Annotated in this window: 17 protein-coding genes; 10 read left to right on the forward strand and 7 right to left on the reverse strand. The window is 69.9% G+C overall.

Going from position 1 to position 20,117, the window contains the following annotated elements; all coding sequences use genetic code 11:
• The first annotated feature begins 104 nt into the window (after nt 1–104).
• Both HEB94_RS22610 and HEB94_RS22615 read left to right on the forward strand, forming a co-directional pair.
• Nucleotides 105–752 carry a response regulator gene (locus HEB94_RS22610; protein ID WP_192751745.1) on the forward strand — a complete coding sequence of 216 codons (648 nt, stop codon included), beginning with the start codon at nt 105–107 and terminating at the stop codon, nt 750–752.
• A complete protein-coding gene (locus tag HEB94_RS22615; RefSeq protein WP_192751746.1) occupies nt 749–2,413 on the forward strand; it encodes a GAF domain-containing protein in 1,665 nt (554 codons plus the stop codon). The genes HEB94_RS22610 and HEB94_RS22615 overlap by 4 nt, the downstream gene beginning before the upstream one ends.
• A gap of 105 nt (nt 2,414–2,518) precedes the next feature.
• On the opposite strand, the gene HEB94_RS22620 is transcribed toward HEB94_RS22615, so the two are convergent.
• Together HEB94_RS22620 and HEB94_RS54665 are read right to left on the reverse strand one after the other, a co-directional pair.
• The gene (locus tag HEB94_RS22620; RefSeq protein ID WP_337917918.1) at nt 2,519–3,748 is read right to left on the reverse strand and encodes a glycoside hydrolase family 5 protein; all 1,230 of its coding nucleotides are present in this window, start codon (nt 3,746–3,748) and stop codon (nt 2,519–2,521) included.
• A 55-nt stretch (nt 3,749–3,803) separates the two neighbouring features.
• Nucleotides 3,804–4,118: a response regulator gene (locus HEB94_RS54665; protein WP_420481537.1), complete on the reverse strand. Its 315-nt coding sequence runs from the start codon at nt 4,116–4,118 to the stop codon at nt 3,804–3,806.
• 432 nt (nt 4,119–4,550) lie between these two features.
• On the opposite strand from HEB94_RS54665, the gene HEB94_RS22630 reads away from it, so the two are divergent.
• The 6 genes from HEB94_RS22630 (at nt 4,551) to ku (ending at nt 12,750) form a co-directional block, all read left to right on the forward strand.
• On the forward strand, nt 4,551–6,386 hold the full coding sequence (locus tag HEB94_RS22630) for a glycoside hydrolase family 3 protein (protein ID WP_337917919.1): 1,836 nt from the start codon (nt 4,551–4,553) through the stop codon (nt 6,384–6,386).
• 50 nt (nt 6,387–6,436) lie between these two features.
• Nucleotides 6,437–7,804, forward strand: coding sequence for an exo-beta-N-acetylmuramidase NamZ family protein (locus HEB94_RS22635; RefSeq protein ID WP_192751749.1), 1,368 nt, complete (start codon nt 6,437–6,439; stop codon nt 7,802–7,804).
• Between the two features lie 46 nt (nt 7,805–7,850).
• Entirely contained in the window at nt 7,851–9,587 is a 1,737-nt protein-coding gene (locus HEB94_RS22640) for a serine hydrolase domain-containing protein (protein ID WP_337917920.1), read from the forward strand.
• A gap of 167 nt (nt 9,588–9,754) precedes the next feature.
• On the forward strand, nt 9,755–10,642 hold the full coding sequence (locus HEB94_RS22645) for a MurR/RpiR family transcriptional regulator (RefSeq protein WP_337917921.1): 888 nt from the start codon (nt 9,755–9,757) through the stop codon (nt 10,640–10,642).
• Nucleotides 10,642–11,673: an N-acetylmuramic acid 6-phosphate etherase gene (gene murQ, locus HEB94_RS22650; RefSeq protein WP_192751751.1), complete on the forward strand. Its 1,032-nt coding sequence runs from the start codon at nt 10,642–10,644 to the stop codon at nt 11,671–11,673. Before HEB94_RS22645 ends, murQ begins: the two co-directional genes overlap by 1 nt.
• 114 nt (nt 11,674–11,787) lie before the next feature.
• The gene (ku, locus tag HEB94_RS22655) at nt 11,788–12,750 is read left to right on the forward strand and encodes a non-homologous end joining protein Ku (RefSeq protein ID WP_192751752.1); all 963 of its coding nucleotides are present in this window, start codon (nt 11,788–11,790) and stop codon (nt 12,748–12,750) included.
• Nucleotides 12,751–12,758: 8 nt separating this feature from the next.
• Here the strand turns inward: ku and HEB94_RS22660 are convergent, their stop codons facing one another.
• Complete coding sequence (locus HEB94_RS22660; RefSeq protein ID WP_192751753.1) at nt 12,759–14,042, reverse strand: APC family permease; 1,284 nt, start codon at nt 14,040–14,042, stop codon at nt 12,759–12,761.
• A 193-nt stretch (nt 14,043–14,235) separates the two neighbouring features.
• On the opposite strand from HEB94_RS22660, the gene pruA reads away from it, so the two are divergent.
• Nucleotides 14,236–15,861, forward strand: a complete 1,626-nt coding sequence (gene pruA / locus HEB94_RS22665) for an L-glutamate gamma-semialdehyde dehydrogenase (RefSeq protein ID WP_192751754.1) — start codon at nt 14,236–14,238, stop codon at nt 15,859–15,861.
• Between the two features lie 138 nt (nt 15,862–15,999).
• Here pruA and HEB94_RS22670 read toward each other — a convergent pair whose 3' ends face one another.
• On the reverse strand, nt 16,000–17,136 hold the full coding sequence (locus tag HEB94_RS22670) for a glycoside hydrolase family 43 protein (RefSeq protein WP_202896486.1): 1,137 nt from the start codon (nt 17,134–17,136) through the stop codon (nt 16,000–16,002).
• Nucleotides 17,137–17,148: 12 nt separating this feature from the next.
• Entirely contained in the window at nt 17,149–18,366 is a 1,218-nt protein-coding gene (locus HEB94_RS22675; protein ID WP_192751755.1) for a hypothetical protein, read from the reverse strand.
• Between the two features lie 187 nt (nt 18,367–18,553).
• On the opposite strand from HEB94_RS22675, the gene HEB94_RS22680 reads away from it, so the two are divergent.
• Nucleotides 18,554–18,943 carry a hypothetical protein gene (locus tag HEB94_RS22680; protein ID WP_192751756.1) on the forward strand — a complete coding sequence of 130 codons (390 nt, stop codon included), beginning with the start codon at nt 18,554–18,556 and terminating at the stop codon, nt 18,941–18,943.
• An 18-nt stretch (nt 18,944–18,961) separates the two neighbouring features.
• On the opposite strand, the gene HEB94_RS22685 is transcribed toward HEB94_RS22680, so the two are convergent.
• Both HEB94_RS22685 and HEB94_RS22690 read right to left on the reverse strand, forming a co-directional pair.
• Nucleotides 18,962–19,150 carry a hypothetical protein gene (locus HEB94_RS22685; protein ID WP_192751757.1) on the reverse strand — a complete coding sequence of 63 codons (189 nt, stop codon included), beginning with the start codon at nt 19,148–19,150 and terminating at the stop codon, nt 18,962–18,964.
• A 260-nt stretch (nt 19,151–19,410) separates the two neighbouring features.
• Nucleotides 19,411–19,911, reverse strand: a complete 501-nt coding sequence (locus HEB94_RS22690) for a DUF2505 domain-containing protein (protein WP_192751758.1) — start codon at nt 19,909–19,911, stop codon at nt 19,411–19,413.
• Nucleotides 19,912–20,117 lie beyond the last annotated feature (206 nt).

Consider the following 20,117-nt stretch of genomic DNA (forward strand, 5'->3'; position numbering starts at 1 on the left):
AGAACGCGGGCGAGATGGGGGACTACCTGAGCGGGAAATTCGCCCCCGCGACCCGTACGGCGTGAAGTACGGCCGACCGGTCGGTACGGCGCGGGAGGGGGCCAATGACTGTCCGCCTGTTGATTGCCGAGGACCATGCCGTGGTCCGGCAGGGGCTCATGATGTTCCTCAAGCTGGACGACGGTGTCGAAGTGGTCGGCGAGGCGCGAAACGGACGTGAGGCGGTGGAACTCGCCCACCAGCTCACACCCGACGTCGTGCTGATGGACCTGCTGATGCCCGTCATGGACGGCATCAGCGCCATCGCGGCCATCCGGCGTGAGCTTCCGGACGTGGAGGTCGTTGCGCTCACCAGCTTCCTCGAGGACCACCTCGTGGTCGACGCGCTGCGGGCCGGCGCGATCGGCTACCTCCTGAAGGACACCGACGCCGACGGCCTGCGCAAGGCGGTCCGGGCGGCGGCGTCCGGCCAGGTGCACCTGTCGCCCGCGGCGGCCGCCAGGCTGGTCCGGGACATGCGAGTGACCAACAGCCCGGGCCCACTGACCCGGCGCGAGGTCGAGGTGTTGATCCTGCTGGCTCGCGGGCGGTCGAACAAGGAGGTCGCCCGGGAACTGTCGATCGGTCAGCAGACCGTGAAGACCTACGTCAGCAGCATCCTGCGCAAGCTCGACGTGCAGAGCCGGACGCAGGCGGCGCTGTACGCCGTGCAGACCGGACTGGTCTCCACCCACGAGTTGGCGCAGGCGTGACCAGCCGCGGCACGTTCCACGACACCGCCGACGCGCCGGGAGCTCGTCAGGCGGCCCAGTCGCGGGCCGTGGCCGATGTCAACGCGGCCTTGCACGACGGCGTGGACCGCGACGGCGTCCTCGGTCTCGTCGCGCGGGGGGTGCGACAGGTGCTCGGCGCCTCGGCGTGCACGGTGATGACCCTGGAGCCGAACGAGACCCTGCTGGTCCGCGCGGCCGACGGCCGGGTCAGGCCGGACCTGCCCGGCAGTCACGTCCCCGTGGACGACACGCCGGAGGGCGAGGTCGTCCGTAGCCAGGCCCCGGTGATGAGCGCTGACGGGCAGGATCCGCGCTGGCGTGAGACGTCCCTCTCGGGGCCCGGGCTCGGGTCGGTCCTGCTGGTCCCCGTGCCCGGATACGACCGTCCCGGCGGTGTCATCGAGGTCGCCGACGCCGAAGGCCGTCACTTCGGTACCGACGACGCGCGCACGGTCGGCCTGTTCGCGGCCCAGGTGGGCATGGCGGTGGAGCACGACCGCGCGGGCGCCGACCTGGAGTTGCTCGCGGCAGTCCTCGGTCAGCCGGACACCGAGCCACTGCCGCGGACGCTGGAGGCGTTGACCACCGGTGTCCTCTCCGGCACCGAGGCGCTCGCCTGCGCGATCTACCTGCTCGACGACAACCTGTCCTTGCGGAGGGTCGCCGGTGACGGTCCGCGCGAGCTGATCGAGGCCGGAATGACCGGATCGGGTCCGAACGTCGCCCATGCGGCGATCGCGTCGAGAGCTCCGATCGTTCACCAGCACGTCCTTCCCGGTGACCTGCCGGGCTCGGGCCGCCGTTCGCCGCGCTGGTCCGAGGGGTCCGAGACGTCCGGGCTTGCGGCGTCCTTGGTGTGCGTTCCGCTGATGTCGCGAAGCGTCGTGCTGGGCGTGCTGTGCTGCCACTGCCCACCCGGTCGATACCCCAGCAAGCTCGAGCTCGCCTACCTGTCCGTGGTGGCCGGCAAGGCGGCGATGGCCGTGGACAGCTCCCATCTCGTCGCCTCGGCGCAGGAGAAGGCGGCCCAGGAGGAACGGCAGCGGCTCGCGCGTGAGCTGCACGACTCGGTCTCCCAGGCCCTGTACGGCATCGCCCTGGGCGCGCGGACGGCCAGAGAGTCCCTCGGCGAGGAGCCGGAGGAGCAGGTCGACCAGCCGCTTGGCTACGTCCTGGCGCTGGCCGAGGCCGGCCTGGCCGACATGCGCGCGCTGATCTTCGAGCTGCGACCGCAGGCGCTCGCCGAGGAAGGGCTGGTCGCCGCGCTCCACAAGCAGCTGGCGGCGTTCCGCGCCCGGCACGGCGTGGACACCCATGCCGAGCTCGGACCCGAACCCGCGGGGGCGTTCAAGGTGAAGCAGGCGTTGTACCGGACCGCGCAGGAAGCGTTGCAGAACACCGCGAAGCACGCCCAGGCTCGCCGGATCGTCGTGCGCCTCGAGACCAGTCCTACCGCACTCGCCCTGGAGATCGCCGACGACGGGGACGGCTTCGACCCGAGCGCGTCCTTCCCGGGACACCTCGGACTCCGGTCGATGCGGGAGCGGATCACCGAGGTCGGCGGCGTGCTCGATCTCGCCAGCGCTCCCGGTGAGGGCACCCAGATCCGGGCCAGGGTGCCGACCGGGCTGTGGCCGTGAGGTCGTCCGCGACCGCGCCGCGCCGCGGACAGCAACAAGCCCCGGACCTGTGGAATCCGGGGCTCGTTGCTGTGCGGTTGGGTGGTGGTCTGGTCGACCTCCAGGCTAGCTCTTGTCGGCCTTGCTCTCGTCGCTGGCGCCGCTCTTCTTGGTCGGCTCGGCGAACGGGGCCTGGTACTGCTTGAGCATGGCGACCTTCGCCTTGTTGACCGTCTTCCAGTCGTTGTTCAGAACGCCGCCGGTGTCACCGGAGTTGGCGTTCCACGACCAGTAGGTGTAGTTCAGGCTGTTCTTCTTCGCGAAGGCCACCGTGGCGTGCTGCCACTTACCCTCGACGGTCGAAGGACTCACGGACTTCCCGCCGAACTCACCCAGCAGCAACGGTGCGGTGTTGTCGTGCTTGAGGTAGGCCCAGTGCTTGTTCCACACGGACTCGAGGTTGTTCGGGTAGTTCGGAGCCTGGAACCAGGACTGCTGGTAGACGCCCGGACCGTAGTCGTGCGGGGAGTAGACGAGCTTGTCGCTCACCGACAGACGCACGGGGTTGTCGTGCGCACCCATCAGGTTCCCGCCCCACCAGTAGTAGTCGTTCTTGTAGGACTCGATGCCCTCGACGACCACCAGCCAGTTGGGGTTCTCCTTCAGGATGGCGTCGCCGGCACGCTCGGCGGCGAGACGCCAGTCGGTGCTCTTGTCGCCGCTGCCCCAGGTGGCCTTGCCGCGAGGCTCGTTGTGCAGGTCGCCGCCGATCACCAGCGGGTCATCCTTGAAGTGCTTGGCGAGCATCGTCCAGTCGTCGATCCAACGCTGCTCACTGACCGTACTGGTGTACCAGAGCTCACTTTGGGCCTGGGAGTCCGGACGGTGCCGGTCGAGCAGGACCATGATGCCGCGGTCGGTCGCGCCACGGACGATCTTGTCCATCAGCTGCATGCTGGTGAGGCCCTTGAGGTCCGGGTTCAGGTGGTAGTTGATCCCGTTGGGCTTGCTGGCCTGATCGAAGAGCTGGTTCGAGTACGGGAGCCGGATCGTGTTGAACCCGGTGGACTTGATCTGGTCAAGCATGCTCTTCCAGTTACGTGCCCACAGGCCGTGCGGCGCGTACGTGTTGGTCTCGAAACCGAACCAGTTGACACCAGTGAGGTTCACCTTCTTGCCGGCCGAGTCGATCAGGTCGGAGCCGGAGGTGTGCAGGGGTGGCTGGATGAGCTTGTCGTTCGTCTTGACAGCGTCGCCGGCGGCACTACCCACGTCGGCGGAGATCCCCTTACCAGCGGGGTTTCCGCCGCCCGGCAGGAATGCCGCGACCAGACCAATCGCCAGGCATGCGATCACAGGAACCAACAGGATTGCGATCCGGCCACCCTTGGTGGCCTCTCGGTAACGAGAACTAACCCAGGTTAGCATGCTCCTCCAATAGGATCTTCACCAGATCCGCCCCGCCAAGAATCTTGCTGACGTGACGGTGATATCCGGCGTCGAAACTTCGTCGTACAGCAGCGATGTCGTCGTAACTCGACAGCGCAACTAATCGGGCATTCGGTAGTTGGTGACTAACTTCGTAGGTGCGGTGCGCGTCGTCATCGCCAACCGCTTCCAGGTCGAAAAGAAGTACGTCCGGCTCACTGGTGCGAGCGACCGAAATTACTTCCTCCACGTTCTGGGCGACCCCGAGTAGTTCGAGGTCTGGCTCATCGGCAACCAAATCGGTTAGCGCCTCGACCAGTTGCGGATGGTCACCGACGACGACGACACGTGTTTTCCGAATTTCTCCTCCCCGGCAATCGCGATCGCAACTCGGTCAACTTAGGCAGCCAAAGTCGACTGGGTCGCCGTACGAGGGATCGAACTTTCGCTCGGTCAATTGCGCGCACGACATAGTTCAGTTGGATGTCATCCAATTGGATGAGCGGGCGAAACCGTGGCGGAGAAGTGTCCCGGTCGGCGACATCTCGTCCCGCGTACCCGGCTTGGACATTTGCCCCTCGGGGGAACGTTGCGGACAGGATGCGGACGCGGGTCCGGGAGGCCGATCCGGTGCCGCGAGCACCGTTGACCCGGGCAGGGTGCGTAGGTAGGTTCCAGTGACGGGGGTAGGTGACGTAGGAAGTTTTCACTGATGCATCGGGGAGGATCCGTGCAAATCGTCCCGTCAGGTCCCCGTCGGCGTTCCGTCGTTTTGGGCGCCGCGGGTGCCGTCGCGGCCTTCGGCGCGTCGAGCACGGCCCCGGCCTGGGCCGACGAACGCCGGCCGCCCCGGCCCACCGCCACCCACGGCCCCCGTGCCGAGGCCTGGATCAGGCGCGTCCTGCGACAGATGTCGGTCGAGGAGAAGGTCGGCCAACTCCTCGTCACCCACGTCTACGGCGCCCGCGCCGACAGTGTCGACGCCAGAAACACCTCGGAGTACGGCGTGGCCACCCCGGCGGAGGTCGTCACGAAGTACCACCTCGGCGGAGTCTGCTACTTCACCTGGTCGGGCAACGTCGTCTCGCCCCGACAGGTCGCCGCGCTCTCCAACGGGCTCCAGGGCGCCGCGACGGGAGCCGACCCCGGACTGCCGCTGCTGATCTCCACCGACCAGGAGCAGGGGACGATCGTGCGGGTCGGACCGCCCGCGACGCAGTTTCCCGGCAACATGGCGCTCGGCGCCGGCCGGGACGCGCGGGCGGCACGTGACTCGGCCGCCATCACCGGCCGGGAACTCGCCGCACTCGGGATCAACCAGGACTACGCACCCGACGCCGACGTCAACGTCGATCCGGGCAACCCGGTCATCGGCGTCCGTTCCTTCGGCTCCGATCCCGCACTGGTCGCCGAACTCGCCGTCGCCCAGGTCGAGGGCTACCAGGACGAGGGCCGGATCGCCGCAACCGCCAAGCACTTCCCCGGGCACGGCGACACCTCGGTGGACAGCCACACCGGCATCCCGGAGATCACCCACACCCGGGAGGAGTGGGAGCGCATCGACGCGCCGCCGTTCCGGGCGGTCATCGAGGCCGGTGTCGACTCGATCATGACCGGGCACCTGGTCTTTCCCGAGCTGGATCCCTCCGGTGATCCCGCGACGCTGTCCCACCCGATCGTGACCGGCCTGTTACGCGAGGCGCTGGGCTTCCAGGGTGTGGTCGTGACGGACGCACTCGACATGCAGGGCGTACGGGACAAGTACGGCGACGACCGCGTGATCGTCCTCGCCGTCAACGCCGGTGTCGACATGTTGCTGCGCCCGCCCCGCTTCGATCTCGCCCACCAGGCGCTGCTCGCCGCGGTCCGCTCGGGTGAGATCAGCGCCGAGCGACTCGACGAGGCGGTGAGCCGGATCCTGCGCCTGAAGCTGGGCAACCACGTCGTCCACCAGCCCCTCGTGGACGAGGCCGCGGTCGACGCCACGGTCGGTACGCCCGCGCACCTGTCCCGCGCCGACCGGATCACCGAGGCGACCACCACCGTGGTGAAGAACGACGCCGGCCTCCTTCCGCTCCCACCGGGGGAGCGGCGCGTCCTCGTCGCCGGTGCTGGTGGCGCCGCGGTCACGACTCTCGCGCAGGCCGTCGGCGAACGCGGGGCGAGCACCCAGGCCCTCGCGACGGGCACCCGGCCAAGCGACGCGTCCATCGCGAGCGCGGTGGCGGGCGCCCGCGAGAACGACCTGACCGTCGTGCTCACCCAGAAGGCGTGGGACACCAGGGTCACCGACCCGGAGGGACGCCAGCGACGGCTGGTGGCCGGCCTCCTGGCCACCGGGGCGCAGATGATCGTCGTCGCGGTCCAGGACCCCTACGACATCGCCTACTTCGCGGAAGCGCCGACCTACGCCGTCACCTACGCGCCGACCACGGTGGCGGTGCGCGCCCTCGCGCGGGTGCTGTTCGGCGAGGTCAGCCCCAGCGGCCGGCTCCCGGTCGAGATCCCGAGCGCGACCGACCCCGACCAACCGCTCTACTCCTACGGCCACGGCCTGTCCTGGTGAGATCCCCGTCTCGGGGTGAGAACACTCGTGCTGAGAAAACGGAGGAGCACATGACCCGACTGCCCACAGGACCGCCGACGCGGCGTACGGTCCTCGGCTCGGCGCTGGCTTCCGGCGCGGCGGTGACGGCAGGGCTGACCCTGGGCGGGGAAACGGCGGTCGCGGCGCCCGCCGCAGACTCCGACCTGGACACCGACGTGGACTCCGCGGCACCCGCCGCCGGCCCGGGCGGCCGGGTGCGTACCGGAGCCGAGGTCGCCGCCGCCGGAGGCTGGTCCGGACTCCGCGGTACCCGACTCGGCATCTTCAGCAACCCGACCGGCATCCTCCCCGACGCGCGGCACATCGTGGACGACCTGGCCCTGCACGACGAGTTGGAGATCGTCGGCGTGTTCGGTCCGGAGCACGGGTTCCGCGGCAGCGCCCAGGCCGGCGGCTCCGAAGGCGACACCACCGACCCGCGGACCGGCCTACCGGTCTTCGACGCGTACGGCGCCAACCAGACCAAACTCGCCGAACTGTTCACGAAGTCGGGCGCCCAGACGATGGTCTTCGACATCCAGGACGTCGGCGCGCGCTTCTACACCTATATATGGACGCTGTACAACTCCATGGTCGCCGCCGCGCGCCTCGGACTGAACTACGTCGTGCTCGACCGGCCCAACCCCGTCGGCGGCCGGGTCGACGGCGCCATGATGACGCCCGGCTACACCTCCGGTGTCGGCGCCAAGGAGATCGTCCAGCAGCACGGCATGACCGTGGGCGAGCTGGCCCGCTTCTTCAACGGCGAGTTCCTCCCCGCCGAGGCCGGCCGGTCCGTCGACCTCGAGGTCGTGCGGGTCAAGGGGTGGCGACCGGACTCCAGGGCACAGGAGTACACCCCGCTGTGGCCGCCGCCCTCGCCGAACATGCCGACGGCCGACACCGCGCTCGTCTACGTCGGCACCTGCTTCTTCGAGGGCACGAACCTCTCCGAGGGACGCGGGACCACCCGGCCGTTCGAGATGATCGGCGCGCCGTACCTCGACTACCACTGGGGCGACCGGCTGGGCGCCCGCGGGCTGCCCGGGGTGGAGTTCCGCGAGGCCTACTTCGTGCCGACGTTCAACAAGTACGTCGACGAGGCCTGCGCCGGCGTGCAGATGCACGTGACCGACGCCCGGGCGTTCGAGCCCGTGCCGACCGCGGTGGCGATGCTGGTCGAGGCCAGGAAGTACGCGGAGTTCGAGTGGCGCTACGACAGCTACGACCCCGTGCGGCCGTACTGGATCGACAAGCTGTCCGGCTCGCCCCGGATGCGCACGATGATCGACTCCGGCGCCGACGTCGCGGAGGTCGTCGGTGCGTGGCAGGAGGAGGTGCGGGCGTTCGACGCGCGTCGGCAGCGGTATCTGCTCTACTCCGGACGGCGGGCCTGACGTGCCCGCGCGGGGGAGGCGGGCTAGCGTACGGCTGGTCGCCTGCGTGATCGCGTTCGTCGCCGCTGTCACCGTCACGACGACGAGCGTCGTCTCCACGGCGGTGACACCCGCGCAGGCCGGCGTACGTCATCGGGGCTTCGACCATCCCTACGCCGGTTTCGCCCCGCCCATCACCCGGCTACACGCCGGGTCTTCGAAGGAGGCAGGTCTGGACACCGCCGAGATCGACGCGATGGTGGAGGACCTGCGCGGTTACCTCCAGCCCCAGGGCGCGGGGCGCCCGCTGTTCCCGGGCGCCGTCGTCCTCGCCGCCCGCGAGGGCAAGGTCGTGTTGCACGAGGCGACCGGGCAGGCGGTGAAGTACGCCGACGCCGCCGGCACCGAACTCCCCGTGGACCAGCAGGTGCCGATGGCCCCGGACACGATCTTCGACCTCGCCAGCATCTCCAAGCTGTTCACCTCGATCGTGGTGATGCAGCAGGTCGAGGACGGCCGGGTCGACCTCGACGCCACGGTGGCGTCCTACCTCCCGGAGTTCGCCTCCGGCGGCAAGGAGACCATCACCGTCAGGCAGTTGTTGACGCACACGTCCGGGCTGCCGTCCTGGATCAGGCTGTGGCGGCCCTATCCGGACCGGGCGGCGCGGATCCAGGCGGTGTTGACGGTCACGCCGACGGCGCCACCGCAGACGAGGTACGAGTACTCCGACCTCAACCTCATCACCCTCGGCGTCCTGGTCGAGCGGGTCAGCAGGAAGCCTCTGGACGTCCTCGTCCGGGACGGCGTCACCAGGCCGCTGCGGATGGTCGACACCGGTTACAACCCGCCGGCCGACAAGCTCGACCGGATCGCGGCGACGGAGTTCGAGAGCGACCCCGCCCGAGGCATGGTGCGCGGCAGCGTGCACGACGAGAACGCCTGGTCGCTCGGCGGTGTCGCGGGGCATGCCGGGGTGTTCTCCACCGCGAACGACCTCGCGATCCTCGCGCAGACGATGCTGAACGGCGGTGCCTACGACGGTCGGCGCATCATGGCCGAGAGCACGGTCACCGCGATGCTCACCGACTTCAACGCGGGCTTCCCCGGACACGCCCACGGGCTCGGGTTCGAACTCGACCAGCGCTTCTACATGGGGGCGCTCGCCTCCCCGAGCACCGCCGGGCACACCGGATTCACCGGAACGTCCATCGTCATCGACCCGCTCTCGCGTTCGGTCGCGATCCTGCTGACCAACCGGGTGCACCCACGCCGGGAGTGGAGCAGTGTCAATCCTGCCCGGCGCGCGGTGACGGGTCGGCTCGCCCAGGCGCTCTCGGTCACGCCGCGACGGGGCCGTACCGCGTGGTACGCCGGCCGGCAGGACTCGACCACCTCGACGCTCACCCTGCCGGTGTCCCTGCGGCACGAGCGCACCCGACTCGGCTTCGAGCTCTTCGTCGACACCGAGACGACGGACATCCTCACCCTGGAACTGTCCCGCGACGGTGGCTCAACGTGGTCGGCGCAGCCGTTCGTGGTGTCGAGCCGGGGAAGGATCAGTCACCATGACGGCACGATCTCCGGATTCGCCGGACGGCACTGGCAGCAGGCGTACGCTGAGATCGACGAACCGCCAGGTCAGGTCCAGATTCGCTGGCGGTACGTCACGGACCCGCTCTACCAGGGCCGCGGTGTCTACGTCGACGAGGTCCGGTTGGGTGACGCGGAGGGCATGCTGGTCGACGGCGAGCGGGACTCCAGCCGCTTCCTCGCGGACGGCTGGACCGAGGCGGAGCACTGACCGTCTCGTCACCGACTGTGCGCGGCGCTGCCGCCCCAGGTTCGCGGAACCGGGCGGATCCGATGGCCTGCAGTCCTCCGAGCGTGGCTGGATACGCGCTCCCAGTTTGCGAGGGTAAGTTACTTTCCACTATGGCCAAGAGTTCGAAGGTTCCTGAAGTCGATCCAGTGACTGAAGGCGTGGTGATCCGGATCCGGGCACTCGCCCCCTCCCTGTCGCCGGCCGAACGCCGCGTCGCGAGCCTCGTGCTCGAGGACCCCTCACGGGCCTCCGCCCGGACGATCACCGAGCTGGCTCGCGCGGCCGGTACGTCGGAGACGACGGTGATCAGGTTCTGCAAGGTGCTCGGCCTGCCCGGCTATCCCGAACTCCGGCTGCGCCTCGCCGCCGAGTCGGCCCGTGAGTCGGCCCGCGAGGGTGACCGCGGCCGCGTGGTCGGCAGCGACATCGGGCCGGAGGACTCCATGGGCCAGATCGTGGAGAAGGTCGCCTTCGCCGACGCCCGCGCGGTCGAGGAGACCGCCCGCCAACTCGACGTCGACGTACTCGAGGAGGTCTCGGAGGCCCTCGCCGACGCCCGCCGGATCGAGCTGTTCGGTGTCGGGGCCAGCGCGTTCGTCGCCCTCGACTTCCAGCAGAAGCTGCACCGGATCGGGCGACTCGCCTTCGCCTGGGTCGACACGCACGCGGCGCTGGCGAGCTCCGCGCTGCTCGGCCCTGGTGACGTCGCGGTCGGTATCTCCCACACCGGCACCACCGGCGACACGATCGAGGTCCTGTCCCAGGCCCGCGGCCGGGGCGCGACCACGGTCGCGCTGACCAACTTCCCGCGCTCGCCGATCTCCACGGTCGCCGACCACGTCCTCACGACCGCCGCCCGCGAGACGACGTTCCGCTCCGGGGCGACGGCGAGCCGGATCGCCCAGCTCACGGTCGTCGACTGCCTGTTCGTCGCGGTGGCCCGGCGGCACTACGGCGAGACCATGGAGGCGCTCGAGGTGACCTACGACGCGATCAGCGGGCGGCGCGTGCAGACCTCCCGCGGGCGGCGCTGATGCCGGCCTCGCGCGCGGGGGTTCCCGACGAACCCGAGGCGGGCAGCGACGGCCATGACGGCACGGCACCGGTCCCGAACGCCGCGGCCGGTGGAGTCGCCGGTACCCCACGCCGGGTGACGCCGCCGTTCATCCGGGTGGACTCGCCCACCGAGGCACGCAACCCACGCACCGTCGAGATCGACCGGCTGCCCACGCTGGAGGTCCTGCACCTCATCAACGACGAGGACCAGCAGGTGGCACGGGCCGTGTGGGCAGCCCTGCCCAAGGTGGCCGCCGCGGTCGACCTGGCCGTGCGGGCGCTGCAGGAGGGCCGCCGGATCCACTACGTCGGGGCGGGTACGTCCGGGCGCCTCGCCGTTCTGGACGCGGCCGAGCTGCCCCCGACGTTCGCCGTACCCCACGAGTGGTTCGTCACCCACGCCGCCGGCGGACCGGCCGCGTTCCTGCGGGCGATCGAGGGGGCCGAGGACGACGAGGACGCCGGCGCCCGGGAGATGATCGAGTCGGTGCAGGCGGGTGACGTCGTCATGGGGCTCGCCGCGAGCGGCCGAACGCCTTACGTCGTGGGCGCTCTGCGCGCCTCACGCGCCCGTGGTGCCGCGACGGTCTTCGTCACCGCCAACCCGGCCGCCTCGTTGGGGACGGAGGTCGACGTCTTCGTACCCGTCGACACCGGTCCCGAGGTGGTCGCCGGATCGACCCGGATGAAGGCGGGCACGGCGCAGAAGCTCGTGCTCAACGCCTTCTCGACCGCGGTCATGGTCCGGATCGGTCGCACCTACTCCAACCTGATGGTCGACCTGATGGCCACCAACGCCAAGCTGCGCGGGCGGATGCTGGAGATCCTGGCCGAGGCGACCGGCAAGGACGAGCACACCTGCGCGCAGGCGCTCCGCGAGGCCGACGGCGAGCTCAAGACCGCACTGGTCGCGGTGCTCGGGCAGGTCAGCTCCGAACGCGCGCGCCGCGCCCTGCGGCACGCTCACGGACACGTACACGTCGCGCTGGCCGAGGTGGGCCGCGCCTGAAACGTCCTTGTCCGATTGTGGCCTTGCACCGGGGGTAGGGAACCACGCAGTGTGGAGGTTCCAGGTGCGTCATTTTCTTCCGTCCGACGTGCCCAGAGGTGTCGGAGGTCCCCCATGCAGGCGATATGGAAGGGTTCGGTCTCTTTCGGCCTGGTGACGATCCCCGTCAAGGTCTACGCCGCCACCCAGGAGAAGGACGTCGCGTTCCGTCAGGTCCACGCCACCGACGGCGGGCGCATCCGCTACCGCCGGATCTGTGAGATCGAGGGCGAGGAAGTGCCCTACTCCGACATCGCCAAGGGCTACGAGCTCCCCGACGGGGAGATGGTCGTCCTGACGTCGGATGAGCTGTCGGAGCTGCCCCTGCCCACCCGGCACATCGTCGAGGTGCTGGAGTTCGTGCCCGCCGAGGAGATCGACCCGATCTACGTCTCCCGGAGCTATTACCTGCAGGCCGACGGTCCCGCCGCGAAGCCGTACGTGCTGCTGCGCGACGCCCTGCGGCGTACCGGCCAGACCGCCCTCGTCAAGGTGGCCTTGCGCAATCGTGAGGCCCTGGCGATGCTGCGGCCGAAGGACGACGTCCTCGTCCTGCAGACGATGCTGTGGCCCGACGAGGTGCGCGACGGGTCGTTCGCGGCGCCCGCCGCGGACGTCGAGGTACGCCCGCAGGAGGTCGCGATGGCCGAGTCCTACATCCAGACCCTCGAGACCACCTTCGACCCCGACCGCTACCACGACGAGTACCGCGCTGCGCTCGAGCAGGTGATCGAGGCGAAGACCGCCGGCCGCGAGGTCGAGGTCCCCAAGGCCGCCCCGGCCAAGGGGGAGGTCGTCGACCTGATGGCGGCCCTGCAGGCAAGCGTCGACGAGGCCCGCCGCCAGCGCGGGGAGGCCCCGGCCGAGTCGGGTGGCCGCGCCACCCGCCAGCCCGCCGCGAAGAAGGCGGCGACCAAGAAGGCTCCGGCGAAGAAGACGGCCGCCAAGAAGACAGCGGCGAAGAAGGCCACCACGAAGACCACCAAGAAGGCGCCCGCGAAGAAGGCGCAGAAGGCACCCGCCCGCAAGTCCGCCTAAGTCGCGTCCTAGCTTCTCGCGGAGGTGTCGCCGCGGCGCCACAGCACGACCGCGCGGCCGAGAACGCCAACGGCGAACATCACCAGTCCGGCGATCACCGATGCCGGCGGCAGCGTCCCGACCAGGGTGAGACATCCGAGGGCGCCGAGCACGTTGAGCGCACGTGGCCACCGCCGCCGCGCCGCCGGTTGGGTGAACGCCGAGACGTTGGCGACCGCGTAGTAGACCAGCACACCGAACGACGAGAAGCCGATCACGCCGCGCAGGTCCGTGGTGAGGACCAGCGCGCTGACCACTACCGCCAGCGCGAGCTCCGCGTGGTGGGGGACCTGGTAGCGCGGATGGACGGCGGCGAGCCAGCCGGGCAGGTCGCGGTTTCGTGCCATCGCGAGGCCGGTCCGCCCGATACCGGCGATCAGGGCCAGCAGCGCTCCGAGGCTCGCCAGCGTGCCGCCGATCCGCACCACCGGGGCCACCGCGTCCGCCCCGGCGGAGCCGACCGCCGCCTGGAGGGGAGCGGCCGCGTCGGCGAGCCGCTCCGGCCCGGCCGCGAGGAGGACGGAGACCGCCACCACCAGATAGACGGCGACGGTGATCCCGAGCGCGAGCGGGATCGCCCGCGGGATCGTCCGCTCGGGGTCGCGCACCTCCTCACCGAGGGTGGCCACCCGGGCGTAGCCGGCGAAGGCGAAGAACAGCAGGCCGGCCGCCTGCAGGATCGCGTACCACCCGGACCCGACCAGGCTGTCCCAGCCGCCCAGCCGGTCGGTGCCGCCGGCGCCGAGCAGGGTCGCCACCACGACGACCGCCAGCGTGACGAACGTGCAGGTCACCAGGATCCGGGTGAGTTGTGCCGTCCGGGTGATGCCGCGGTAGTTGAGCGCCGCGAGGGCGAGGACGCCCACCACGGCGACACCGCGCTGGAGCCACCAGGGACCGGGTACGGCGTACGACGCGAAGGTGAGAGCCATCGCCGCGCAGGACGCCGTCTTGCCGACCACGAATCCCCAGCCGGCGACGAACCCCCACCAGGGCCCGAGCCGCTCCCGGCCGTAGACGTAGGTGCCGCCCGAGGTGGGGTAGGTGGCGGCGAGCTGGGCCGAGGCGGCGGCGTTGCAGTAGGCGACCACGGCCGCGATCACCAGGCCGAGCAGCAGGCCGGTGCCGGCGACGGCAGCGGCGGGGCCGAACGCGGAGAAGACGCCGGCCCCCAGCATGGAGCCGAGCCCGATGACCACCGCGTCGCCGAGGCCCAGGCGCCGGGCCAGACCCGTGGGCGGTGTACCGCTCATGTCGTCTCCTCTGGATGTGCCGGTCCCGCTCCGGTCTGAGCGGTCTGACGATATCGATCGTCCTGGGCGATTCGCCCGGTCCTCCGCACCGTCCGCCCACAGGGGGCCCTCGAGGTGGGACGATGGCGATGGGAGCTCCCTGACCGGGAGTCCCGACACATGGTCCAGGCCCACAAAGTCGCGGGAGCCATCGATGGATGCCGTCACACAGGTGCCCTCGCCGGCCAACGAGCCGGTCAAGTCCTACGCACCGGGGAGCCCCGAGCGCGAGAGCCTCACCCGCCGGCTGGCCGAGCTGGCCGGTGAGCAGGTCGAGCTGACCGCCACCATCGGCGGGCTGAGCCGCCCCGGCGGCGGCGAACCCGTCCAGGTCGTCATGCCGCACGACCGCCGGCACGTCCTCGGAACGCTGTACAACTCCACCGAACAGGACGCCGAGGACGCGGTGAAGGCGGCCCACGACGCGGCCGCGGGCTGGCGGGCGATGCCCTTCGAGGACCGCGCGGCGATCTTCCTCAAGGCCGCCGACCTCGCCTCCGGACCCTGGCGCGACACTCTCAACGCCGCCACCATGCTCGGCCAGAGCAAGACGGTCCAGCAGGCCGAGATCGACTCCGCGTGCGAGCTGATCGACTTCCTGCGGTTCAACGTCCACTTCGCTCGCCAGATCCACGAGCAGCAGCCCATGTCGTCGCCCGGGGTGTGGAACAAACTCGAGTACCGGCCGCTGGAGGGGTTCGTCTACGCGATCACGCCGTTCAACTTCACGGCGATCGCCGCCAACCTTCCGACCGCGCCGGCCATCCTCGGCAACGTCGTGCTCTGGAAGCCGTCTCCCACCCAGACCCTCGCCGCCCACTTCACGATGCGGATGCTCGAGGCGGCCGGCCTGCCGCCCGGGGTGATCAACCTGCTGCCCGGTGACGGCCTCGCCGTCTCCAACGTCGCGCTCGCCCATCCGGGGCTCGCGGGGATCCACTTCACCGGATCCACCGCGACGTTCCGGCACCTGTGGCACCAGGTGGGGGAGCACCTGTCGAGCTACGACAACTACCCCCGGATCGTGGGGGAGACCGGCGGCAAGGACTTCATCCTCGCCCACTCCTCGGCCGACCTCGACGTGTTGCGGACGGCGCTGATCCGGGGCGCGTTCGAGTACCAGGGCCAGAAGTGCTCCGCCGCGTCCCGTGCCTACATCCCGCGAAGCGTCTGGAACCAGCTCGCCGACGATCTCGCCGCCCAGACCGAGGCCCTCACGATGGGCGACGTCGCCGATCTGTCCAACTTCATGGGCGCGGTCATCGACGAGCGCGCGTTCGCCAAGCACGCGACGGCGCTGGAACGCGCCAAGGCGACCGACTCGGTCCACATCGTGGCCGGCGGCGCCCTCGACGACAGCGTGGGCTACTTCGTCCGGCCGACCATTCTGACCTGTGACGACCCCACCGACGAGATCTTCACGACGGAGTACTTCGGGCCGATCCTCGGCGTCCACGTCTACGACGACCGCGCCTACGACCAGGTCACCCGCCAGCTGGAGTCGGTGGCGCCGTACGCCCTCACCGGTTCGGTCATCGCGCAGGACCGTTCGGCGATCGTGGCGGCCGCGGAGCGGCTGCGCTACGCCGCCGGCAACTTCTACGTCAACGACAAGCCGACCGGCGCGGTGGTGGGCCAGCAGCCCTTCGGCGGTGCCCGCGCGAGCGGCACCAACGACAAGGCGGGTTCGGTCTGGAACCTCATCCGCTGGGTGAGCCCGCGCACCCTGAAGGAGACGTTCGTCCCTCCGACCGACCACCGCTATCCCCACATGGGGTGAGGCACGTGGGGTGAGGCACCGACGCCACGAGTGGGCCAGGTCGTTCGCCCGGCCCGCTCGCGGCGTCACGTGGGATGGTCAGCCCGGATACTCAGCCGTGGTTGGTCAGCCCCGGTTGGTCAGGTCGGTCCGGCCGGCTCAGCCGCCGCCGTCGAGGTCGACGCGTTGCCGGACCACCCGCAGTTCGCTGCCGGTGAGCTCCATCTCGTAGAGCTTCCCGCGGGCGTTGTCGAAGGGCCGGTGCAGCACCATCATCAACTGGCCGTCGAAACTCTCGAAGAGCATGCCGTGGCCGCTGTCGTCCCGGACCAACGGACGCTGCTGCTCCCAGGGGCCCTCTAGGGTCCCCGAACGAGACACCGCGTAGGTCTGGACGTAGTTTCCGCTGATCGTCCCGCTGTCCTCGGCGACGTTCTTCTCATACGTCGACCACATCATCACGAGGGCGCCGCTCGGGGCCTGGTACACCTGCGGGCCGTCGGTGACGTACGGCGTGATCTGGTGTGCCGTGGCGCCGGGGATCTGCTCGGTGGTCCAGAACGCGTCGGAGGCCTTGAACAGGTAGATCGGGTCCTCGGCCGCGCCGGACAGGTCGTGCTCGAGCCGGACGGCCTCGATCGTCCCGTCGATCTTCTGCAGCCACTCGTGCGCGTAGACCATCCATGGTTGGCCCCGCCGGTCGACCCACAGGGTCCCGTCCAGGGTCATGAAGTTGGTCGGCGCGACCGGGCGCGAGGGGTCGATCACCTTGAAGGGGCCGAGCGGGGAGTTGGCGACGGCGATGATCGTGCCGCGCATGTAGTTGGGGATCTGGAACGGCGTGCCGTACCGGTTCGGTGGCGGGATCGGCAGCGGCTTGTTCTCGTCGTGCAGCGTGGTGAACAGGTAGTACCTGCCGCGGTACTTGTGCACCTCGGGTGCCCAACCGCCCCTGGTGGCCCAGATTCCTTCCTGGTCGGCCGTCAGGAAGACGACCTCGGGCTTCTGCCAGTCCCGCAGGTTCTCGCTGCGGTAGACCATCGTGCCGGTGCCCTGCACGCCCGAGACGGAGCTGACGTTGGACGTGTAGAGGTAGTAGGTGCGCGTTTGCTTGTCGGCGACGATGTAGGGATCGTGCAGCGGCATGTCGGGCAGCCGCATCAGCTCCGCGGCCTCCGCGCGGGCCGGAGCCGCCGCGGCGCCCGCGCCGAGCGCGGTGGCCGCCGCGACGGAGCCGGTCGCCTTCACGAAGGTGCGACGGGAGTAGACCACAGCATCAACCTTCCGGTCATACATGGAACGAAACGATCAGTGGTGCGCGTGCACCACCTGATAGATGTGGACGTCGTACGGCGCGAACACGTCGGCGAACCCTCGGCCGACGGTCGTGATCGTGCGTTCCTCGTCCACCACGACGACCCGGGATCTCCCGTCCAGGCCGGCGCGGAACTCGAAGGTCGCCGTGGTCGGTGCGTCGCGCATCGACACGGCGAACACGTAGGTGACCCGGCCACGACGCTTCACCATCACGTCGACCGGCACCTGCGGATCCGAACTGCGCACGAGCACGGCGTCCGGATCGGAACGGGTGTTGAGGATCGGGGCCAGCCGCTGGATCTGCCGGTTGGTCGCGGTGACCGCCGCGAGCATCTCCGGATCGTGCAGGAGCTTCGCGGCGTCGAAGGTGGGCGCGAAGCTGTGGACGAAGTAGAGGATGCCGCGGGAGCCGTGCACGAGCGACATCCACACTTCGGCGCGGAACTCGTGCGGTGAGACCCTGCGGTCGGAGGAGATGTTCGTCGTCTCGACGAAGTTCCACAGGACGCGGTCCTCGTCGCACCATTCGCGCAGCCGGTCCAGCCCCTTGGCGACGTACCACAAGGGCAGGTTGTCGGCGACGGGGTAGACGTCGAAGCTGATGATGTCGGCGCCCTTGGCGTACTTCGGATAGTCCTCGAGGGAGGCGTCCGGTCCGCGGCCGATCCAGTCGTCGTTGGCGACGCCCTGCCCGAGGTTGAGGAACACCGGACGCGTCGGGTCGGCGGCCACCATCTGCTCGTACCGGTCGACGATGACGGCCGGGTCCACCGGCGGCCCGTACCCACCCTCGGGAAGGGGCTGCGCGTTGTCGGGCTCGTCCTGGTGGCTCCATCCCACCAGCGGGTTGTGCTCACCGGTGCCGAGTCCGACGGCGTTCTGGGTGGCGATCACCGGCATGCCGTACCGCTCGAGGGTCGCCAGCTGTTCGGCGGTCGGTCCCTCCCACAGCCCGACGTAAAGGTTGATGCCGGCCTGCTGGTACTGCGGGGCGAGGTCGGGTTCCTGCAACCAGACACCGATGGGGAAGTACGCCGGATCAGGGCGCGGGCAGGGCCCGTTCGCCCAGCGGGCGTAGGGATTGGGGAGTCGCTGGGTGGCGGGCGGGGCGGCCAGCGCGCTCGCCGCCGGTGTGCCGGCCAGAGCAAGGGTGGTGCCGGCCGCGAGGTGGAGGAATCGTCGCCGGTTCGTCGTAGGAGCGGCGTCCACTGTCGTTCCCCTCCTTCGGTTGCTGTTGCAACCATGGCCCGGATGATCACGAGGGGATGCTGTCCGACCGCAACCGGTCGAGGATTGTCCGGCGTTTGCCGTGTGGGCGGGAGGAACCGCGTGACGCAACCTGCTCGAAAGGTTCCGCCGGTAACGTGATCGTTCCGTTATGACGGGAGGGGACACGATGGATGGAGCGAGACGGCGGCGGGTCACGCGTCGGGCGATCGGCGTCCTCAGCGCGGGGGCGGTCTTCGTGGCAGGCGGCGCGCTGGGCGCCCTGCTTCTTCGTCCCTGGCGGGGCCCGATGACCTCGGCGGAGTGGTACTCCCGCACGCCCGAGGACCGGGTCATCGACGTCGGCGTCCGGACCGGGCCGGAGCAGCCCGTGCAGGCCTACGACGTCGAGGAGGACGCCGGGCGGGTGAAGGTCACGGTGTGGATGAAGCCCTACCAAGGTGCCCAGGACGCCACGGGGCGCGCCACCACGGTGACGGTGCGGCTCACGGATCCGCTCGGCGAGCGCCAGGTGGTCGACCAGGCCGGGATCCCGCTCGCTGCGGAACGCCGGTGGTAGGTCGGCGCGACGACTGGTTCAGGCGACGTGCGCCGTCACGATCTCGACGTCGGGCCCGAGCACGAACGCCGGATCCACGAACAGGGCGGTGCCGCACACCACGCACATCCAGTCGGGACAGTCGGCACCGTGCCCGTCGGGGCACACGGGCTGCTCGAAGAGCTCCAGCCGCCGGCATGTCGGGCATTGGAACGTCGTCTCGGTCACGACAGCGCCTCCCCACGTGAGTGAATCGCGCCTATGTGCGCCCACGTTCGCAGGAAGCACCGTCAAATCGGCGCCGACACGCCGGGCGGGGTGGGTTCAGGGGCGTGACCCCGGGATGACGGAAAGGCCGACGGGGCCGACGGGGCACACCGTCGACCTTCACCCTGTCGCGTCGACACCCGTCTCAGGTCGACGGGACGCTTCCCGGCCTCCCCCGACGACGGGTGCGGGACGTCGTGGACCCGCTTCGGTGGGTCGGGTCACCTGTCGCCGGCGAGCCAGGACCGGCCGATTTCCTCCATACCGTCCAGCCCGGCGACGACGGCCGGTGCCGCCGCCTCCTCGATCTTCCGGCCGATGAGGGGGACGGACGCCTTGAGCTCCGCGTCGACGATCTGCCGGGTGGCGCTGCCACCGGACTCGGGAACCAGCTGGATGGTCCCGCGCATCGACACCGGCGCGTTGGTGACGGTGAGACGTAGCTCACCGCTGCGGGAGTTGTCCGGCCCGGGCGGCCCCCAGTCGATCACCTCTTCGAGGTCGATGTGTTCGCCGACGAGCTTGCGGACGAAGTCGGGCACGTCGGCGGGCAGGCTCTGTCGGGTGGTCGTGCGGGCGCCGGCACCCCGTGGCTCGACGGTGACGTCGTAGCGCACAGCGTGTGCAGCCTTCGCTCGATAGCGGATGAAGCCCTCGTTTGTCAGCATCGCGAACACCGCGGCAGGGTCGGCGGCGTACGTGGTTTCCCGATGAAGGTCCATGGGGAGATCCAACACGATGATCCGCGCAGATGCCGGTAACGGTGCGGGATGGCCGCGCCCCGGTGGACGCGCACCCGCCCGGGTGGGCAGGAAATGTCCCACCCCACGCCTCGTCGGGTGAACCGTGAAGGGATTAGGGTCGGATAGGCCCGTACGACGAAGTACGGCCCCGACACCTCCGTGGCGTCGGCGTACGACGATTCGCA

The organism is Actinopolymorpha pittospori (assembly GCF_014873875.1).
GTDB lineage: Bacteria > Actinomycetota > Actinomycetes > Propionibacteriales > Actinopolymorphaceae > Actinopolymorpha > Actinopolymorpha pittospori.

What these genes read in the sequence shown, in the direction of transcription:
- HEB94_RS22610 (WP_192751745.1), top strand. Translation starts at nt 105, where the DNA reads ATGACTGTCCGCCTGTTGATTGCCGAGGACCATGCCGTGGTCCGGCAG.
- HEB94_RS22635 (WP_192751749.1), top strand. Translation starts at nt 6,437, where the DNA reads ATGACCCGACTGCCCACAGGACCGCCGACGCGGCGTACGGTCCTCGGC.
- murQ (WP_192751751.1), top strand. Translation starts at nt 10,642, where the DNA reads ATGCCGGCCTCGCGCGCGGGGGTTCCCGACGAACCCGAGGCGGGCAGC.
- ku (WP_192751752.1), top strand. Translation starts at nt 11,788, where the DNA reads ATGCAGGCGATATGGAAGGGTTCGGTCTCTTTCGGCCTGGTGACGATC.
- HEB94_RS22660 (WP_192751753.1), bottom strand. Translation starts at nt 14,042, where the DNA reads ATGAGCGGTACACCGCCCACGGGTCTGGCCCGGCGCCTGGGCCTCGGC.
- pruA (WP_192751754.1), top strand. Translation starts at nt 14,236, where the DNA reads ATGGATGCCGTCACACAGGTGCCCTCGCCGGCCAACGAGCCGGTCAAG.
- HEB94_RS22670 (WP_202896486.1), bottom strand. Translation starts at nt 17,136, where the DNA reads ATGTATGACCGGAAGGTTGATGCTGTGGTCTACTCCCGTCGCACCTTC.
- HEB94_RS22680 (WP_192751756.1), top strand. Translation starts at nt 18,554, where the DNA reads ATGGATGGAGCGAGACGGCGGCGGGTCACGCGTCGGGCGATCGGCGTC.
- HEB94_RS22690 (WP_192751758.1), bottom strand. Translation starts at nt 19,911, where the DNA reads ATGGACCTTCATCGGGAAACCACGTACGCCGCCGACCCTGCCGCGGTG.